Source organism: Leifsonia sp. NPDC058194 (assembly GCF_042883605.1).
Classification (GTDB): Bacteria; Actinomycetota; Actinomycetes; order Actinomycetales; family Microbacteriaceae; genus Leifsonia.
Map to the genome: position 1 here is coordinate 846,732 of NZ_JBHVVL010000002.1, position 18,286 is coordinate 865,017.

The 18,286-nt window shown below is 70.5% G+C and carries 14 protein-coding genes; 7 read left to right on the plus strand and 7 right to left on the minus strand.

The genetic code is table 11. The annotated features are described in order from the left end of the window. Nucleotides 1–54 precede the first annotated feature (54 nt). On the plus strand, nucleotides 55–1,170 hold the full coding sequence (sepH, locus tag ACFVU2_RS10840; RefSeq protein ID WP_387873814.1) for a septation protein SepH: 1,116 nt from the start codon (nucleotides 55–57) through the stop codon (nucleotides 1,168–1,170). A 9-nt stretch (nucleotides 1,171–1,179) separates the two neighbouring features. On the opposite strand, the gene ACFVU2_RS10845 is transcribed toward sepH, so the two are convergent. Next, entirely contained in the window at nucleotides 1,180–2,304 is a 1,125-nt protein-coding gene (locus ACFVU2_RS10845; protein WP_387874440.1) for an alkaline phosphatase family protein, read from the minus strand. Between the two features lie 66 nt (nucleotides 2,305–2,370). Between ACFVU2_RS10845 and ACFVU2_RS10850 the strand changes: the two genes are divergently transcribed. After that, the gene (locus ACFVU2_RS10850; protein WP_387873816.1) at nucleotides 2,371–4,863 is read left to right on the plus strand and encodes a DNA topoisomerase (ATP-hydrolyzing) subunit A; all 2,493 of its coding nucleotides are present in this window, start codon (nucleotides 2,371–2,373) and stop codon (nucleotides 4,861–4,863) included. A gap of 75 nt (nucleotides 4,864–4,938) precedes the next feature. On the opposite strand, the gene ACFVU2_RS10855 is transcribed toward ACFVU2_RS10850, so the two are convergent. Continuing rightward, on the minus strand, nucleotides 4,939–7,023 hold the full coding sequence (locus ACFVU2_RS10855) for a type IIA DNA topoisomerase subunit B (protein WP_387873818.1): 2,085 nt from the start codon (nucleotides 7,021–7,023) through the stop codon (nucleotides 4,939–4,941). A 211-nt stretch (nucleotides 7,024–7,234) separates the two neighbouring features. On the opposite strand from ACFVU2_RS10855, the gene ACFVU2_RS10860 reads away from it, so the two are divergent. From ACFVU2_RS10860 to alr, 3 genes are read left to right on the plus strand one after another with little or no spacing between them, the layout of a single operon-like run. Beyond that, the gene (locus tag ACFVU2_RS10860) at nucleotides 7,235–7,471 is read left to right on the plus strand and encodes a hypothetical protein (RefSeq protein WP_025155638.1); all 237 of its coding nucleotides are present in this window, start codon (nucleotides 7,235–7,237) and stop codon (nucleotides 7,469–7,471) included. Nucleotides 7,472–7,507: 36 nt separating this feature from the next. Then, nucleotides 7,508–8,221 (plus strand): alanine racemase C-terminal domain-containing protein, encoded by a 714-nt coding sequence (locus tag ACFVU2_RS10865; protein WP_387873819.1) that lies wholly within the window; start codon nucleotides 7,508–7,510, stop codon nucleotides 8,219–8,221. Then, on the plus strand, nucleotides 8,218–9,294 hold the full coding sequence (gene alr, locus ACFVU2_RS10870) for an alanine racemase (RefSeq protein WP_387873820.1): 1,077 nt from the start codon (nucleotides 8,218–8,220) through the stop codon (nucleotides 9,292–9,294). Before ACFVU2_RS10865 ends, alr begins: the two co-directional genes overlap by 4 nt. Before the next feature lie 49 nt (nucleotides 9,295–9,343). Here alr and ACFVU2_RS10875 read toward each other — a convergent pair whose 3' ends face one another. The 5 genes from ACFVU2_RS10875 to ACFVU2_RS10895 all read right to left on the minus strand — a co-directional run bounded on the left by ACFVU2_RS10875 (nucleotide 9,344) and on the right by ACFVU2_RS10895 (nucleotide 15,181). Next, nucleotides 9,344–10,060 (minus strand): type 1 glutamine amidotransferase, encoded by a 717-nt coding sequence (locus ACFVU2_RS10875; RefSeq protein WP_387873822.1) that lies wholly within the window; start codon nucleotides 10,058–10,060, stop codon nucleotides 9,344–9,346. Further along, nucleotides 10,057–11,331 carry a MurT ligase domain-containing protein gene (locus ACFVU2_RS10880; protein ID WP_387873825.1) on the minus strand — a complete coding sequence of 425 codons (1,275 nt, stop codon included), beginning with the start codon at nucleotides 11,329–11,331 and terminating at the stop codon, nucleotides 10,057–10,059. The genes ACFVU2_RS10875 and ACFVU2_RS10880 overlap by 4 nt, the downstream gene beginning before the upstream one ends. Nucleotides 11,332–11,335: 4 nt before the next feature. Then, nucleotides 11,336–12,634: an RNA polymerase sigma factor gene (locus ACFVU2_RS10885; RefSeq protein WP_387873827.1), complete on the minus strand. Its 1,299-nt coding sequence runs from the start codon at nucleotides 12,632–12,634 to the stop codon at nucleotides 11,336–11,338. A gap of 241 nt (nucleotides 12,635–12,875) precedes the next feature. Continuing rightward, nucleotides 12,876–14,216, minus strand: coding sequence for a nitrate/nitrite transporter (locus tag ACFVU2_RS10890; RefSeq protein WP_387873828.1), 1,341 nt, complete (start codon nucleotides 14,214–14,216; stop codon nucleotides 12,876–12,878). 35 nt (nucleotides 14,217–14,251) lie between these two features. After that, nucleotides 14,252–15,181: a proteasome assembly chaperone family protein gene (locus tag ACFVU2_RS10895; protein WP_387873830.1), complete on the minus strand. Its 930-nt coding sequence runs from the start codon at nucleotides 15,179–15,181 to the stop codon at nucleotides 14,252–14,254. A gap of 105 nt (nucleotides 15,182–15,286) precedes the next feature. Between ACFVU2_RS10895 and ACFVU2_RS10900 the strand changes: the two genes are divergently transcribed. Beyond that, nucleotides 15,287–16,774 (plus strand): leucyl aminopeptidase, encoded by a 1,488-nt coding sequence (locus tag ACFVU2_RS10900; RefSeq protein WP_387873832.1) that lies wholly within the window; start codon nucleotides 15,287–15,289, stop codon nucleotides 16,772–16,774. A gap of 104 nt (nucleotides 16,775–16,878) precedes the next feature. Then, entirely contained in the window at nucleotides 16,879–18,252 is a 1,374-nt protein-coding gene (gene lpdA, locus ACFVU2_RS10905) for a dihydrolipoyl dehydrogenase (protein ID WP_387873833.1), read from the plus strand. The last annotated feature ends 34 nt before the right edge of the window (nucleotides 18,253–18,286 follow it).

Consider the following 18,286-nt stretch of genomic DNA (forward strand, 5'->3'; position numbering starts at 1 on the left):
CCCGTTCTCGTGGCATCCTGACCGGGTACGCACGCGAGTTCGGAAGGCATCCACATGCAGGATTTGAAGGTCATCGGGGTCGAGAACGGTGCGATCGTCGCCGTCGGCGACGACGGTGAGCGATTCCGCATCGCCGTCGACGACGCCCTGCAGTCGAAGATCCGCCAGGTGCGGCAGCAGAGCTCCGCCGCGGGGGTCAAACTGTCGCCGCGCGAGGTCCAGGCGCACATCCGCTCCGGCATGTCCGCGGAGGACGTGTCCGCGGTGACCGGCGCCCCGCTGGAGTACGTCCAGCGGTTCGAGGGACCGATCGTCGCCGAGCGCGAGCACATGGTCGCGAGCGCCCTGAGCGTCCCGGTCCGCACCGCCGTCGAGGTCGACCCGCTGGGCGAGCCCGACACGTTCGGCTCCGTCATCCGCGACCGTCTCGCCTCCCTCGGCGTGGTGGGCGAGCGCTGGGCGAGCTGGAAGGACTCCGAGTCCGGCTGGATCGTGAAGCTCGAGTTCACCGCGGACGAGATCGACCACGACGCTCGCTGGTCGTACGACGCCCGCAAGCACGGACTCGCGCCGCTGAACTCCGAGGCGACCACGCTCTCCCAGGCCGGCGAGCTCCGCGGCGGGACGCTCATCCCGCGACTGCGTGCCGTGCTGCCCGACGAGGGAGAGCCCGACACCTCCCGTTTCGACAGCGGCGCCTTCACCTTCCCCGAGCCGGTCGCCGACCTGCTCGGACCCGAGATCACCACCCCGATCGAGCCGCTCCCCGTCGGCCGGACGGGTGCGAGCAACTCGATCACCGTCTCCGCGATCAACCGCGCCGACGACGAGACGCCGCGCGATCTGCACCAGACCGCCGATCTGCTGGAGGCGCTGCGACGTCGCCGCGGAGAGCGCGAGGCGGCGAGCTACGACGAGAAGCCGGAGGCGCCCGCACTGCCGACCGCGCCTGCTCCGGCCGAGGACGCGACCCCCGTGTCGGCCCCGACCCCGTTCCGCATCGTGGACGAGGCGATCGCCGCCGCCGAGCCGGTGACCACGCCCGACGACCGGCTCTCCGCCTCCTCCGACCAGGCCTCGAGTGCCGGCGGCCGCCGCAAGGGCCGCGCCGCCATGCCGAGCTGGGACGAGATCGTCTTCGGCGCGCGCACGGACGACGACCTCGTCTGACGGCGCCCGCTAGGCCGCCGCGCCGAACCGCAGCAGCGGGACGCGGGTCTCCTCCGCGGTGAGCGAACCGTGCTGGCCCACCATATTGCGGCCGGTCCGGGAGGCGTCCCGACCGTCGTAGTAGGCGATGCGTTTGCGCGTGGCGACGAGAACGTCGCCGATGCGCGGGGCCACGGCCGCGTCGACGACCGGACCGAACCAGCCGGCGTCGACCGCCTCGGCCCGGGTCGCGATCCAGGAGCGCTCCCCCTCGACCGTGCGCCAGCGCTCGGCGATCGCCTCGGGGTCCGCACCGGGGTCCGCGTAGAGGTGGAGGAACCGCGGCTCGCCGGCGACGCCCGCAACATCCTGGAGCAGCTCGGGAGCGGTGTCGAAGAGCACGTGGCCGCTCTCGGGAACGTCGACGACGCCGTGATCGGCCGTCAGCAGTGCAGCGCGTCCGGGGCCGAGACGGCGGGCGAGACCGGCGACGAGGGCATCGAGCGTCTCCAGCGCCGCTGTCCAGTCCGGCGACTCCCATCCCTTCGCGTGGGCGAGCTGGTCGAGTTCCGCCACGTAGAGGTACGTGAGCCCCGGCCCGGCGGCAGCCGCCACGGACTCGGCGATCGCGAACCGGTCGGCCATCGTCCGGCCCCCGACGAACTCCGCCCCGCGGAGCGCCGCAGCAGTGAATCCCGACTCGGCGTACTTGGGCAGGCCGATGGCGCGCGCAGCGACACCCTGCTCGACCGCGCGCTCGAAGACCGTGCGGGAGCGCTGCCAGGTCGCCGGGTCCATCCGGTCGTCCCAGCCGCTGAGCTGGTTGGTCAGGCGACCGGCCGCATCGCGCACGCGGTAGCCGACCATCCCGTGCTCCCCCGGGTACCGCCCGGTGGTCAGGGTGGTGAGCGCCGCGGCGGTGGTCGTCGGGAATCCGGCGTCGATCGTGGTGGTCTTGCCGAGCAGCGGCGCGAGGGTGCGGGCATGACCGGAGCGGGCCCGGAGGGAGGCCGCCCCGAGCCCGTCGACGACGATCACCACGGCGTGCTCCAGCGCGGGGAGCCCCAGCTCGTTCGTCTCGCCGCGCAGCGCCGCCAGCGAACTCGGCAGAACCGCGGCCAGGCTCGTCCTCGTGGTGAACGCGGCCGGTAGCATGGGGGACATCCGGCCCAGTCTGGCACACGCAGGCGGAGCCCCACCGCCCTTCCCGAGAATGCACGAATGACACCAGCAGACGACCAGACCCCGGCCGGCATCACCGAACGCATCGAAGACGTCGACGTCACGACCGAGATGCAGGGCTCGTTCCTCGAGTACGCCTATTCGGTCATCTACTCCCGCGCCCTCCCGGACGCGCGCGACGGCCTCAAGCCCGTGCAGCGTCGCATCCTCTACATGATGACCGAGATGGGGCTGCGGCCCGATCGCGGCCACGTCAAGTCCGCCCGCGTCACGGGCGAGGTCATGGGCAAGCTTCACCCGCACGGCGACAGCGCCATCTACGACGCCCTCGTCCGCATGGCCCAGGACTTCACCCTGCGCGTGCCGCTCGTCGACGGGCACGGCAACTTCGGCTCGCTGGACGACGGGCCCGCGGCGGCCCGCTACACGGAGGCACGCCTCACGGCGGCGGCCCTGGCCCTCGCCGAGGACCTCGACGAGGACGTCGTCGACTTCGTCCCCAACTACGACGCCCAGCTCATGCAGCCGGACGTGCTGCCCGCCGCCTTCCCGAACCTCCTGGTCAACGGCGCGAGCGGCATCGCGGTGGGCATGGCCACCAACATGGCCCCCCACAACCTCATCGAGGTCGTGGGCGCCGCCCGTCATCTGCTCGAGAACCCCGAGGCGACGCTCGACGACCTGATGGCCTACGTCCCCGGCCCCGACCTCCCGTGCGGCGGCACCATCGCCGGCCTGGCCGGTGTGCGCGACGCCTACGCGACGGGACGCGGCAGCTTCCGGATGCGCGCCAAGGTCGCCGTCGAGTCGATCACCGCCCGCAAGAGCGGCCTCGTCGTCACGGAGCTGCCGTACATGGTCGGCCCCGAGAAGGTCATCGAGAAGATCAAGGACGGCGTCGGCGCCAAGAAGCTGAACGGCATCTCCGACGTCACCGACCTGAGCGACCGTCAGAACGGCCTCCGCCTCGTCATCGGCATCAAGACCGGGTTCAGCCCGGACGCCGTGCTGGAGCAGCTGTACCGGCACACGCCCCTCGAAGAGGGCTTCTCGATCAACAACGTCGCGCTCGTCGAGGGCGGGCCGCAGACCCTCGGCCTGCGCGAACTCCTCTCGGTGTACCTCGATCACCGGGTCCGCGTCGTCACCCGCCGCTCCGAGTTCCGGCTGGCCCGCCGCAAGGAGCGCCTGCACCTCGTAGAGGGTCTCCTGATCGCGATCCTCGACATCGACGAGGTCATCCAGGTCATCCGCACGTCCGACGACACCGAGCAGGCACGCACCCGCCTGATGCAGGTGTTCGACCTGAGCACGCTGCAGGCCGACTACATCCTCGAACTGCGACTGCGCCGGCTCACGCGCTTCTCGCGCATCGAGCTCGAGGCGGAGCGCGACCAGCTCCGAGCCGAGATCGCCGAGCTGGAGGCCCTCCTGGCGAGCCGGCAGCGGATCAACGAGCTGGTCTCGGACGAGCTCGAGCAGGTCGCCGCGAAGTTCGGCACCCCGCGCCGCACGCTGCTGACCGAGGCCAAACCCTCCATCGCCGGCGTCTCCGGCCGGGGCAAGGCCGCGCAGGTCCAGCTCGAGGTCGCCGACGTCCCGTGCCGGGTGTTCCTGTCGACCACCGGCCGGATCCTGCGGGTGGACGAGCCGGCGCCCGCGGAGGGCGTGGAGCCGGGCGCTCTCGCCCGCATCCAGCCGCCGGCCCGCCGGAGCAAGCACGACGCGATCCTCTCCCAGCTCGACACCACGAGCCGGGCGGAGATCGGCGCCGTCACGAACACCGGACGCCTGATCCGCTTCTCCCCCGTGGACCTCCCGGCCGCTCCGCTGAACTCCATCCAGCTCGGCGCCGGCGTGAAGATCGGCGACTACCTCGCTCTCGCGGACAAGAAGGAGCGGATCCTCGCGATCGTCTCCCTCGACGACGCACGCACCATCGCTCTCGGAACCCGCCAGGGCGTCGTGAAGCGCGTGGTCGCCGGCGACTGGGCCAACAAGCCGGAGTTCGAGGTCATCGCGCTCAAGCCCGGCGACGAGGTCGTGGGCGCCCTGCAGATCGACGACACGGACGAGCTCGTCTTCGTGGCCAGCGACGCGCAGCTGCTGCGCTTCCCTGCGGCATCCGTGCGGCCGCAGGGCCGTTCGGCGGGAGGCATGGCCGGCATCAACCTCGGCGACGGCGCACGCGTGCTCTCGTTCGGGGCGGTCCCGGCGGAGGAGAAGGAGGCGACGGTCGTCATCACCATCGCGACCGGCGGCCAGACCCTTCCCGGCACCGATCCCGGCAGCGGCAAGGTCAGCGATCTGGCCGAGTTCCCCGCCAAGGGCCGCGCCACCGGCGGTGTGCGCGCGCAGCGTTTCCTCAAAGGCGAGGGCGAGCTCTCGCTCGCCTGGGTCGGCCGTGGACCCGCCCTGGCCGTCGGCACCGACGGTGCGGCGCGCACGCTCCCCGAGGGCGGCGCCCGGCGTGATGCCTCCGGCACCCCCCTCGACATGGTCGTGGGCTCGGTCGGCCGTCAGATCGGCTGACCCGCTCCCCCGCGAGGTGTGAGTTGCTGCGGGTCGGGCACGCCCGGCACCCGCAACGACTCGCCTCTCGCGAGATCAGGCGTCGATGCGCGCCCGGCTGAGGTCGTCGGCACCCGCGATGATGAACTCCTTGCGCGGTGCGACCTCGTTGCCCATCAGCAGTTCGAAGACACGGGAGGCCGCCTCGGCGTCCGGAACCCGCACCCGTCGCAGCGTCCGGTGCGCGCGGTCCATCGTGGTGGTGGCCAGCTGGTCCGCGTCCATCTCGCCCAGGCCCTTGTAGCGCTGGATGGGCTCCTGGTGCTTCTTGCCGCGCTTCGCCAGATCGGCCAGGACGGCGTTCAGCTCGGCCTCCGAGTACGTGTAGATCGTCTCGTTCGGCTTCGAGCCCGGGTTCTGCACGATCACCCGGTGCAGCGGCGGGACCGCGGCGAACACCCGGCCCTCCTCGATCATCGGCCGCATGTAGCGGAAGAACAGCGTCAGCAGCAGGGTGCGGATGTGCGCGCCGTCCACGTCGGCGTCGCTCATGATGATCACCTTGCCGTAGCGCGCCGACGAGAGGTCGAAGCTGCGCCCCGAGCCGGCCCCGATCACCTGGATGATCGCAGCGCATTCGGCGTTCGAGAGCATGTCCGAGACGGACGCCTTCTGCACGTTCAGGATCTTGCCGCGGATCGGCAGCAGCGCCTGGTACTCGCTGTCGCGAGCGCGGCGGGCGGTCCCGAGCGCCGAATCGCCCTCGACGATGAACAGCTCGCTGTTGGCGACATCGCTCGACCGGCAGTCGACCAGCTTCGCCGGAAGCGAGGAGGTCTCCAGTGCGTTCTTGCGGCGCTGGGTCTCCTTGTGCGCGCGGGCCGAGATGCGGGACTTCATCTCGGCGACGACCTTGTCGAGGACGAGCGCGGCCTGGGCCTTGTCGTCGCGCTTGGTGGACGTGAACCGCGCCGTCAGCGCCTTCTGGATCACCTGCGCGACGATGTTGCGAACGGCAGGAGTGCCGAGGACCTCTTTCGTCTGCCCCTCGAACTGCGGCTCGGGGAGGCGCACGGTCAGGACGGCGCTGAGGCCCGCGAGCACGTCGTCCTTGTCGAGCTTGTCGTTGCCGACCTTGAGGCGGCGGGCGTTCTGTTCCACCTGGGCACGGAGGAACTTGAGCAGCCCCTGATCGAACCCGGTCTGGTGGCTGCCGCCCTTCGGGGTGGCGATGATGTTGACGAAGCTGCGCATCACAGTGTCGTAGCCGGTCCCCCAGCGCAGCGCGATGTCCACCTCGCAGGTGCGGGTCAGCTCGGTGGGGACCATGGCGCCGCTGTCGGAGAGCACGGGCACGGTCTCGGTGAAGGTGCCTTCGCCCTGGAGCCGCCAGGTGTCGGTGATGGGCGCATCGGGAGCGAGGAACTCGACGAACTCGGAGATGCCTCCCTCGTACTGGAAGGTGGTGCGCTCGCCTTCGGGGCTGCGCTTGTCGTCGATGGTGATGGCGAGACCCGGCACGAGGAACGCGGTCTGCCGCGCGCGGCCCACCAGATCCTCGACGGAGAACGCCGCTCCCTTGGTGAAGATCTGCCGGTCGGCCCAGTAGCGGACGCGGGTGCCGGTCTTGGCCTTCGCCACCTTGCCCGCCACACGCAGCTCGCTTCCGCTGACGAACGGCGAGAACGCGGCATCGGGGCTGGCGTCCTTGCCGTTGTCCGCGAAGACGCCCGGCTCGCCGCGGTGGAACGACATCGCCCAGGTCTTGCCGTCGCGGTCCACCTCGACGTCGAGGCGCTCCGAGAGGGCGTTGACGACGGACGCGCCGACGCCGTGCAGCCCACCGGAGGCGGCGTACGAGCCGCTGCCGAACTTGCCGCCCGCGTGCAGCTTGGTGAAGACGACCTCCACGCCGGTCAGGCCGGTCTTCGGCTCGACGTCGACCGGGACGCCGCGGGCCGTGTCGCGCACCTCGACGCTGTCGTCGGGGTGCAGGATGACCTCGATGGCGGTGCCGAAGCCCGCCAGCGCCTCGTCGACGGAGTTGTCGATGATCTCCCAGAGGCAGTGCATGAGGCCGCGGGAGTCCGTCGAGCCGATGTACATGCCGGGGCGCTTCCGGACCGCCTCGAGCCCCTCCAGCACCGACAGATGCCTGGCCGAATAGTCTGAGCTCGCCACGAGTGCTCCTTGCGTTCCGATGCCCCCGGAGGATGCGGGCGCACTGCTCTCTCCAGCGTAGACAACGCCGGCGCCGCCCTCCGCCACCGACACCCTTCGCGCGCGAGGCTACGCGTTGAGCGAAATAGCAGGCAATGCGCGACGGATTACCCGCTGGGCGTGGTTCTATAGAGGTACCGAGTTCACCGGTTGCGACTGAAAGGAGCATCACATGTCGACGATCACTTCGGAGAACGATGCGGTTGACGAGCTCGCTTCGGGGCCGCAACTCACTGCTGCCGATCGGTGCGACAGCTGCGGAGCGCAGGCCTACATCCGCGTCGTCGTGAACAACGGCGAGCTGCTCTTCTGCGCCCACCACGGCAAGAAGCACCAGGAGAAGCTCTCGGAGATCGCCCACAGCTGGCACGACGAGAGCGCTCGACTGTTCGAAGAGCAGCGCGCGTAGCGCGGCCGCGTCGCGATCCGCGAGGCTGACCGGGCGATGACAGCAGGGCATGGCGTGCGCAGGCGCGCCACGATCGACCTCGCCGTCGTCCGCTCCACCGCCGCGACGCTCACCGCGTCACTCCACGACTCCACCGCCGATCTCCGCGCGGACGCCTACGGGCACGGGCTCATCCCCGTCGCCCGCGAGCTGTCCGCCGCGGGGGTCGGCGGTTTCGTCGTCTCCCGCATCGAGGACGCCGCAGCCCTCGCCGATGACGGCGTCGACGCGCGCGTCGTCGTCGGGGGCCCTGGCCCCGGCTCGGGTGCGCTGCTCGGCCCGGCGCTCTTCGGGCTGGATCCCGACGTCGACACGCCTCCCGCGATGCGCCTGGAGGGCGAGATCATCGCCGTCAAGCGCGTCGCCGCCGACCGGGGCGTCTCGTACGGCTACACCTACCGCACGGAACGGCCGACCACACTCGTCCTCGTCGCCCTCGGCTATGCCGACGGCATCCTCCGCGTCGCATCGAACAAGGCGCCCGTCCAGGTCGGCCCGACGCGCGGCCGGGTGACCGGCCGCATCGCGATGGACCAGTTCGTCGTCGACATCGGCGACGGTGAGGCCGAACCCGGCGGCCCGGTCGTGCTGTTCGGCGATCCCGCCCGCAACGAGCCGACCGTCCACGACTGGGCGGATGCGCTCGGCGTGGCCGCTCCGGTCCTGACCAGCCGGCTCGGCCGGCGCATCGAGAGGGTCCACCGCGCATGACGATCGTCGACGCCATCGCCGAGCCGCTCCCCCGCGCCGTCATCGACCTCGCCGCGCTCCGCCGCAACGTCTCCCACCTGGCGTCCGTCGCCGCACCCGCCGAGGTGATGCTCGCCGTGAAGGCCGACGCCTACGGCCACGGGCTCCTCCCGATCGCCGAGGCCGGGCTGGAGGCGGGGGCCGCCTCCCTCGCCGTGCTCGAGGTCCCGGCCGGGCTGGTCCTGCGGCGCGCCGGCATCACGGCGCCGCTGCTGGCGTGGCTGCACGGACAGGTCACCGACTGGCGGGCCGCGATCGAGAACGACATCGAGCTGGGCATCTCCGCCCGCTGGCAGCTGGAAGCGATCGCCGGGGCGTCCGCGGACCGGCCTGCCGTCGTGCACCTCAAAGTCGACACCGGCCTCAGTCGCAACGGCGCGACCCGGGCCGACTGGCCGGCACTCGTCGACACCGCGCTCGCCCTCCAGGAGCAGGGCGTCGTCCGCATCCGTGCCGCGTGGTCCCACCTCGCCGACGCTTCCCTCGAAGAGGATCGCCGCGCACTCGCCGAGTTCCACGAAGCCGTGGCGGAGGCCGAGGCCAGGGGCGCCCGATTCGAGATCCGGCATCTGGCCGCGAGCTCGGCCGGCATCCGGATGCCCGAGGCGCGCTTCGATCTGGTGCGGTTCGGCATCGCCGCCTACGGCTTCTCCCCGTTCGACGACGCGAAGGGCAGCGAGCTGGGCCTCGTGCCCGTGATGCGGTTGGAAGCACCGGTCACCGAGCTCCACGTCGACGGCACGACCCGGGTGCGCATCGGGATCGGCTACGGCGACGGAGTCCCGACCCTCGGGATCGCGAAGGCCTCGGTGCAGCTCGCCGGTCGCCGGTGCCCGGTCATCGCCGTCGAGGTCGACTCGATGGTCGTCGACGCCGGCCCGGCGCGCGTCCGCCTCTGTGACACGGCGATCCTCTTCGGTCAGGGCGACTCCGGCGAAGCAACCGCCGAGACCTGGGCCGACTGGGCGGAGACGATCGCCGACGAGATGATCACCGGCGTCGCGTCCCGGGTGCCGCGCGTCTACGTCGGCTGACCCGAGGCAACGCACCGCGGGTCGCTTCGGGCAGCGGAGGACCGTGTGGCTACAGTGTGACGCCGAGCCGATCCGCGATCGCGCGACGCGCGTTGGTCGCGTACCGGTCGACGCGCTCGGTCTGTGTCACCGGGGGCAGTTCGGCGCGCAACGCCGTCGCCAGCATCCGGTCGGCGAGCACGGGGTTCATCGGCAGGACCGGGCCGTGCAGGTGCGTCCCGATCGCAGCCCCGACGGTCACGCCCTCGGTCGCGCCGTCGTTGCCGGTGCCGCTCAGCACGCGGCCCAGCGGCTCGCCGCCCTCCAGCTCGGTGCGGGCGGAGTGGTTCTCGAAGCCGGCGAGGGTGCCGGTCTCCGTGCTGCGCACGACGATCTCGCCGACGTGGCGGGCGGTGCCCAGCACCGCGCGGCTCGGGAACACACCCGCCCCGGCGAGGGTCTCCCCCTCCGGGGTCACCAGCTCGCGGCCGAGCAGCTGCCAGCCTCCCGCGACGGCCAGGATCGGCACTCCGGCATCGCGCCAGTCCCTCAGCCGTGCAGCGATGCGGAGAACGTCGTCGTGGACGGCGCGCTGGGCCGAGAGCGGGCCCGACCCGATGTGGACGATGTCGACGCTCGGCGGCAGTTCGCCTCCCGGCGAATGCGTCACGATGTCGGTGTCGAGGCCCCGCCATGTGGCTCGCTCGGCGAGGGCCAGCACGTTGCCGGCGTCGCCGTTGATGCCCAGCTCGCGGGGGTACAGGTGCAGGATGCGCAGCACGCTCACCGCTCGCCGCCTTCCAGGTCGAGGAACCCGAGCTGCTTGCGGATCAGCATCATCTGCTCGTAGTTGACGATCATGGTCTTGGTGCCGCGCGCCGGCTTCGGCAGGGCGAGGAACGCGGCGAGGGCCGGCTTCAGCTCGGGCACGACCTGGTCGACCTGGATGCCTGCGTACGCGAACCGGGTGGCGAACTGCCAGGCCTTCGTTCCGGAGACGATGTGCACCTGCTCCAGCTTCGAGAGGTCGATGTCGTAGACCCAGGACGGGTCGGGCGTGCCCTCGTCGACGGCCACGAAGACCTGCTCGGGCGATTCGGCGAGGTAGTCGAGGTTGAGCTGCAGGCTCGGCGGGTTCTTCATCATGATGATCTCGATGTCCTCGTCGCCGACGCGCAGGGTCTCGCCCCGGCCGTACACGGTGCGCAACGACGCCATCGCGGCGACGACCGAGGTGGGCTCGAACCGATCGCCGAGGAGGCGGCGGGCCATCGCGGTCGCGCCGGCCGCATCGACCGCGTAGTGCAGGCCGCGCGCGGGCAGTCCGATGCGCACGTGCTCACCGCCGATGGTGAGCTGGGCGCTCTGCATCTCCAGGGCGGAGACGAAGACCGAGGGCACCGGCAGCGCCCCTGCGGCGAGCCCGCTCAAGTCCTTCACATTGGCCAGCCCGTTCGGGGCCGACTCGATGATGGAGGGGGCGACCGCGAAGGTCGACACATCTCGGCCGGCGGCGGCCAGATCGGCGCCGACACGGGCGAGACTGTCGTCGTCGGCATTCACCACGACGAACTCGGACGACGTCTCGGCGATGGACCGCAGCATCCCGACGACCCGCGTCGGCTCGAAGAACCTGTTGAGCTGGTCGATCTGCACATTGAGCAGCAGGGAGCCGCGCGGCTTGAGCAGGGTGGCGAGGTCGACTCCGTACGCTTCGTCGACCTCGATCACCCCGACGTCGCCGCGCACGTACCCGTCGAGCGGGACGTCCGCGAGCAGCGCCGATGCGATCCCCTGCGGGAGGTTGCCACCCGAGGGGTTCGTGAAGACGTCCAGACCGTGCTCGCGCAGGATCGCCGTGAGCATGTTGGTGGTCGTCGACTTGCCGTTCGAGCCGGAGACGAAGACCACGCCGAGCGGCAAGCGGCTGACGGCGCGTTCGAGGAACTGCGGTGCGATCGCGAGCGCGACCCTGCCGGGCACCGCCGACCCCCCGCCCCGCAGGCGCAGAAGCCAGCGGGCGAGGCGGCCGGCGACGACCGCCAAACGATATCGCACCGGTTTACTCGAGGTAGTCGCGCAGCGACTGCGAGCGGGACGGGTGGCGCAGCTTCGCCATCGTCTTCGACTCGATCTGGCGGATGCGCTCGCGCGTCACGCCGAAGGTGTCACCGATCTGATCGAGGGTCTTGGGCATGCCGTCGCCGAGCCCGAAGCGCATGCGGATCACGCCCGCCTCGCGCTCGGACAGCGAGTCGAGCAGACTCTCAAGCTGCTTCTGCAGCATGGTGAAACCGACCGCGTCGGCCGGGACGACCGCCTCGGTGTCCTCGATCAGGTCGCCGAACTCGCTGTCGCCGTCCTCGCCGAGCGGGGTGTGCAGCGAGATGGGCTCGCGTCCGTACTTCTGGACCTCGATGACCTTCTCCGGGGTCATGTCGAGTTCCTTCGACAGCTCCTCGGGGGTGGGCTCGCGGCCCAGGTCCTGCAGCATCTGGCGCTGCACGCGGGCGAGCTTGTTGATGACCTCGACCATGTGCACGGGGATGCGGATCGTGCGCGCCTGGTCCGCCATCGCACGCGTGATGGCCTGGCGGATCCACCAGGTCGCGTACGTGGAGAACTTGAAGCCCTTGGTGTAGTCGAACTTCTCGACGGCGCGGATGAGACCGAGGTTGCCCTCCTGGATCAGGTCCAGGAACTGCATCCCGCGGCCGGTGTAGCGCTTGGCCAGGCTGACCACGAGACGCAGGTTCGCGCCGAGCAGGTGGCTCTTGGCACGCTGGCCGTCGCGGGCGACCCATCGCAGCTCGCGCTCGAGCTCCTTGGGCATGCTCGGCGTGTTCGCGAGCTTGTCCTCGGCGAAGAGACCCGCCTCGATGCGCATCGCGAGTTCGACCTCCTCCGCGGCGTTGAGCAGCGGGACCTTGCCGATCTGCTTGAGGTAGTCCTTGACCGGGTCGGCCGTCGCACCGGTGATGGTGCTGGAGTAGACCGGGATGTCGTCGTCCTCGTCGACCGCGCGCAGCACGAGCGCGTCGGTCGGCAGCGGCGCAGCGGCGACCGCAGCGGCTGCGGCGTCCGCCGGCTTCTGAACGGCGTCGTCGGAATCGTCGGAGTCGTCCGTGTCGGGCGTCTCGACCTCGTCGATCTCGACCTCGGCGTCCTCGTCGACCTCCTCGTCGTCGTCGGCCGCACGTCCCTTGGGCTTCGTCGTGCCCTTCTTCGCGGCCGGCTTCTTGGCCGCGGTCTTCGTCGTCGTCTTCTTCGCGGCCGTGGTGGTGGCCGCGCTCGCGGCGCCCGCCACCGTCTCCTCGACCGTGTCGGCCTCCGGGGCCTTCGTTGCTGCACGGGTTGCCATGTGAACACCTTTCAATACCAAGCGGAGACCGGATTCCTCGTGGTTCCGTCGTGGCTCAGGGTTGCGTGCGGACATTACTAAGACCCATGTCAAGTCCTGGGGGGAACGTCGGGCATCGTCGAATGCTCCGACCCACAGGATATGAACGGGTCCAGACATCAATTATTGCACGATTCACGCGCTCCACCGACCACGTCGGCCAGTGGATTCCCACGGGATCGCCTTCTCCCAAGCCGGGCGGTCAGCGCCCCTCGCGGCCGCTGCGTCTCCGCCATGCGTCGGATAGTGCAACCCAGATCGGGGCCACTTCTATTCCCTCGTCCTCCTGCATGCGCCGCCGCGTGCGGCGGCGGGCGCGAACCAGGAAGACGACGCCGGCCCCGATGATCAGGTACTGGATCGCGAAAGCCCAGCGGAAGGAGTCGAGCGCGTAGAGGTCGGAGGCGGCGCCCGCCGCGACGCGCGCGCCATTCTGGAGGTCGAGCGCGACCCCGATGAGGAACATCACGACGAAACTGGCCAGGAACCCGCCGACGTTGACGATCCCGTTCGCCGACCCGAGGCTGTGCAGCGGGTTGGAGGTGCGGGCGAAGTCGAACCCGATCAGGGAGCCCGGGCCGCCGATCCCGATCGCGACGAGCAGCAGGATCAGCAGCCACACCGGCGGGACTCCCGGCCAGAGCAGCACGACGGCCCAGATGATCCCCATCATCGCCACGATCCCGAGGACGAGGTTGCTGCGGCGCAACGGATAGCGTGCGGTCAGGAGGCCGAGGAGGGGTCCGGCGATCAGGCCGGTCACCACCGACACGATCAGCAGGCCCGACGCCTCCGCGGGATCGATGCCCAGGGCGAAGACCATGAACGGCAGACCCCACATCAGGCTGAACACCGTGCCGGAGGACTGGGTGACGAAGTGCGACCAGAATCCGAGCTGGGTACCGGGGCGGGCGAGACTGATCCGCAGCTGCCGGATCGAGTCGGCCCACGTCGCCGGCCTCGGGCCTTCGGAGGACCCGACCGGACGGTCCGCGATGGCGATCGCGATCGCGACCAGGGCGACCACGGAGAGCGACGCCGCCGAGAGGAAGGCGGTCGTCCAGCCCGATTGATGCAGGATCAGCGCGAACGGGATGGCCGAGAGCACCTGCCCCAGCTGACCGATGTTCCCGATCCACTGCGAGAGCTGCGGGACGAGGCGTCCACGGAACCAGGAGTTCGTGAGACGCATCACCGAGGTGAACACGGTGGCGTCCCCCGCACCGACGAGGATGCGTCCGAGGATCGCGATCCCGATGCTCGGGGCGAACGCGACGGCGATCTGCCCGGCCACCATCAGCGCCGTGCCGATGAGCATGAGCCGCCGGGAGCCGATCCGGTCGATCAGGACGCCGACCGGGATCTGCATCGCCGCGTAGACGATCAGCTGCACGACGGCCAGGGTCGAGAGCACCGACGCCGAAACGTGGAACCGCTCCGTCGCCGCGACGCCGGCGACACCGATGCTCGTGCGCTGCATCACCGCCACGAGATAGGCGAAGGCGCCGATCCCGAAGACGAACCAGGATCGCTGCGAGTTCACCTCACGAGTCTAGGCCGCGGGCGCACCCAGCCGCCTCAGCGGTCGCCGAGCCCGTTCTCCTCGTCACCGTGCCGACGGAACGCCAGGAAGTTCTCCAGTTCCGCTGCGATCTCGTCCGCCGAGGGCAGTTCGCCGTCGCGGTCGGTGAGCGGCGACCGGAGCTGGTTGTCCTCCATGTACGTGTCGTGCCGCTCCTCGAGCGTGCCGACGAGCTTCGCGAGCTCGGGGTTGCCTGCGACCTGCTCGTCGATGTTCGCGATGAAGTCGCGGTCCTCCTGCCGCAGCCGGTCGCTCGGGAAGATGAGGCCGGTGGCGGCGCTGATCGAGTCGAGCCCGGCGATCGCGGCGGCCGGGTACTCGGTGTCGGCGAGGTAGTGAGGAATGAGCAGCACGAACCCGGCGATCGGGTGCGAGAGCGCCTGGAGGCGGTACTCCAGCAGGTGCAGCGCATTGCCGGGCACCTGCGTCTGCGGCTTCCACACCGACATCGTCTCGATCAGGTCGGCGCGGTTGCCGCTGACCGTCACACCGATCGGGCGCGTGTGCGGGACGGGCATCGGGATGGCGTGCACCCAGGTGACGCTGCGAACCCGGTAGCGCTCGATCAGCCCCAGCACCGCCTCGGTGAACGCCTCCCAGCGGAAGTCGGGCTCGAACCCGGAGAGGAGCAGGAACGGCTGGCGCAGCTCGTCGTATGCGAGATAGAGCTTGAGCGTGGCCGGCTGGTAATCGGCCAGGTGATCCTGGTCGAAGTAGATGATCGGCCGGCGGGCACGGTAGTCGAGCAGGATGTCCGCGTCGAACGTCGCGACCACCTCGTTGTCGAGGGTGCCGAGCAGATAGGTCCCCAGCTGGCTGACGCCGGCTCCTGCGTCGGCGAACCCGGTCAGCCCGGCCACGAGCGGGAGGCCCTCGGGGACCTCGACGGCCGGGTTGAGCTCGAACAGATCGGCGGGGTGTCGCATGCCTCAACTCTAGGCCGACCGGATGCGCCCGGCCCGGCCTGCGAGCCCCCTCGCAGCACGCCCACAGCGAACAGTGAGAAGCGCAGCGCGCGTTAGGGTCGGATCATGACGGTTCCCGCTCTCTCGCTCGCGTCCGATTCCTCTTCCCTGACCTCCGCCGACGTGCTCGTGATCGGCGCGCGCGTCGCGCGCGACGAGATCGCGGTGCTCTCCGGTTCCGCCCCCGCCGGCCTCGCGTCGCAGCTCGCCGCCGTCGGCTTCGGCGGCGGACGGGACGAGCTCGTGCGCCTCCCCGGCGCGGAGGGCGGACCTTCCCTCGCGGTCATCGGCCTCGGCGACGACGTCGACGCGGACGCCCTGCGGTACGCCGCGGGCAGCGCCGTCCGGCAGCTCGCCGGCACCGCGCGCGTCGCACTCGACCTGCCCGCCGACGGCGACGCGCTGCTCGGCGCCGTGCTCGAAGGCGCCGCACTGGGCTCCTACGCCTACACGGAGTACCGCGAGAAGAGCACGGCCAAGACCCCGGTGGCGTCGATCACGGTGATCGGAGCACCCGCCTCCGCAGCGCCCGACGCACTCGTCGGCCGGGCCGCCGCCGTCGCCGGTGCGGCGACGCTGGTCAAGGACCTGGTCAACATGCCTCCGCTCGACCTCTACCCCGAGACCTTCGCCGAGCGCGCCCAGGAGGCTGCTGCCGGCCTCCCCGTCGAGATCACGGTGTGGGACGAAGCTGCGCTCGCGGAGGGCGGCTTCGGCGGCATCCTGGGGGTCGGCCAGGGCTCCACGCGGCCGCCGCGCCTGGTGAAGGTCGACTACGACCCCGCCGGCGCCGCCCGCCATCTCGCCCTGGTCGGCAAGGGCATCACCTTCGACTCGGGCGGTCTCTCGCTGAAGCCCGCCTCGGGCATGGTCGGGATGAAGTACGACATGACCGGCGCGGCGACCGTGCTCGCTGTGGCGATCGCCGCCGCCCGTCTCGCCCTCCCCGTGCGTGTCACGGCCTGGCTCTGCCTCGCCGAGAACATGCCGTCCGGGTCGGCCATCCGCCCGAACGACGTGCTGCGCATCCGCGACGGCCGCACGGTCGAGGTGCTGAACACCGACGCCGAGGGGCGTCTCGTGCTCGCCGACGGCCTCGCCGCCGCGAGCGAGGAGCATCCGGACGCCATCGTCGACGTCGCGACCCTCACCGGCGCGGCCATGGTCGCGCTCGGCACGCGGTATGCCGCCGTGATGGGGTCCGACGGACTCGTGGACGACGTGCTCTCGGCGGCGCGCGCCACCGGCGAGCTGCTCTGGCCGATGCCGCTCTCGGCCGAGCTGCGGGCCACGATCAACTCCGAGGTCGCCGACATCGCGAACGCCAACCCCGGCCAGACCGCCGGCGGGATGCTGCTGGCCGGCGTCTTCCTCCAGGAGTTCGTCGGACGCACCGGCGACGAGGACGACGCTCCGCGCATCCCGTGGGCGCACCTGGACATCGCCGGACCCGCCAAGGGGCCGGCCTCGCCGTACGGCTTCACCGGCAAGGGACCGTCCGCCGTCAGCGTACGGGCGCTCATCCGTTTGGCCGAGGAGTTTTCCGGGAAGTAGTAGGGTCGTATGGGCGAGAAGATCTCGCCCATACAACGCCTGCCCGGAGTCACCCCTCGGGGCAGGATCGTGTCACGAATCCTGATGCGCGAGGGAGTAACTGGGTGTCTGAGCAGAACTTTGACATTGTGGTGCTCGGCGGTGGGAGTGGAGGCTACGCAGCAGCGCTGCGTGCGGCCGAGCTCGGTTTCACCGTGGGCATGATCGAGAAGGACAAGGTCGGCGGCACCTGCCTGCACCGCGGCTGTATCCCGACCAAGGCGCTGCTGCACGCGGCCGAGGTCGCGGACTACTCCCGCGAGTCGGCGAAGTACGGCATCATCACCCAGCTCCAGGGCATCGACATCAACGGTGTCACCGAGTACCGCCAGGGCATCATCGCCAAGAAGTACAAGGGCCTGCAGGGCCTGGTGAAGGCCCGCGGCATCACGGTCATCGAGGGCGAGGGGCGCCTGACCTCCCCGACGACCGTCCAGGTCGGCGAGGACACCATCGTGGGCAAGCACGTCGTGCTCGCCACCGGCTCCTACTCGCGCAGCCTCCCCGGTCTCGAGATCGGCGGGCGCGTCATCACCAGCGAGCAGGCACTCGAGCTCGACTTCGTCCCGAAGAAGGTCGCCGTGCTCGGCGGCGGTGTCATCGGCGTCGAGTTCGCCAGCGTCTGGAAGTCGTTCGGCGCCGAGGTCACGATCATCGAGGCCCTCCCCCACCTCGTCCCCAACGAGGACGAGTCCATCAGCAAGTCGCTGGAGCGCGCGTTCCGCCGCCGCGGCATCGACTACCGTCTCGGCGTCCGCTTCTCCGGCGTGACCCAGAACGAGAACGGCGTGGTCGTCTCGCTCGAGAACGGCGACACCGTCGACGCGGAGCTCCTGCTCGTCGCCGTCGGCCGCGGCCCGCAGACCGCGAACCTCGGCTACGACGAGGTCGGCATCACGATGGACCGCGGCTTCGTCATCACCGACGAGCGCCTGCACACCAACGTCCCGGGCGTCTACGCCGTCGGCGACATCGTCCCCGGCCTGCAGCTCGCGCACCGCGGCTTCCAGCAGGGCATCTTCGTCGCGGAGGAGATCGCGGGCCTGAACCCGATCGTCGTCCCCGACGTCAACATCCCCAAGGTCACCTACTGCGACCCGGAGGTCGCATCGGTCGGCCTCAGCGAGGCCAAGGCCGTCGAGCAGTACGGTGCGGACCAGGTCAGCAGCTACGACTACAGCCTCGCCGGCAACGGCAAGAGCGAGATCATCGGCACCAGCGGCACCGTCAAGGTCGTCCGCGTGAACGACGGCCCGGTCGTCGGCGTGCACATGATCGGCGCTCGCGTGGGCGAGCTGATCGGCGAAGCGCAGCTCGCCGTCAACTGGGAGGCGTACCCGGAGGACATCGCTCCGTTCATCCACGCGCACCCTACTCAGAACGAGTCGCTCGGCGAGGCCTTCCTGTACCTCGCGGGCAAGCCGCTGCACACCCTCTAAGTCCGAGCCGCGCTCGATGCGGCTGCAATAAGCT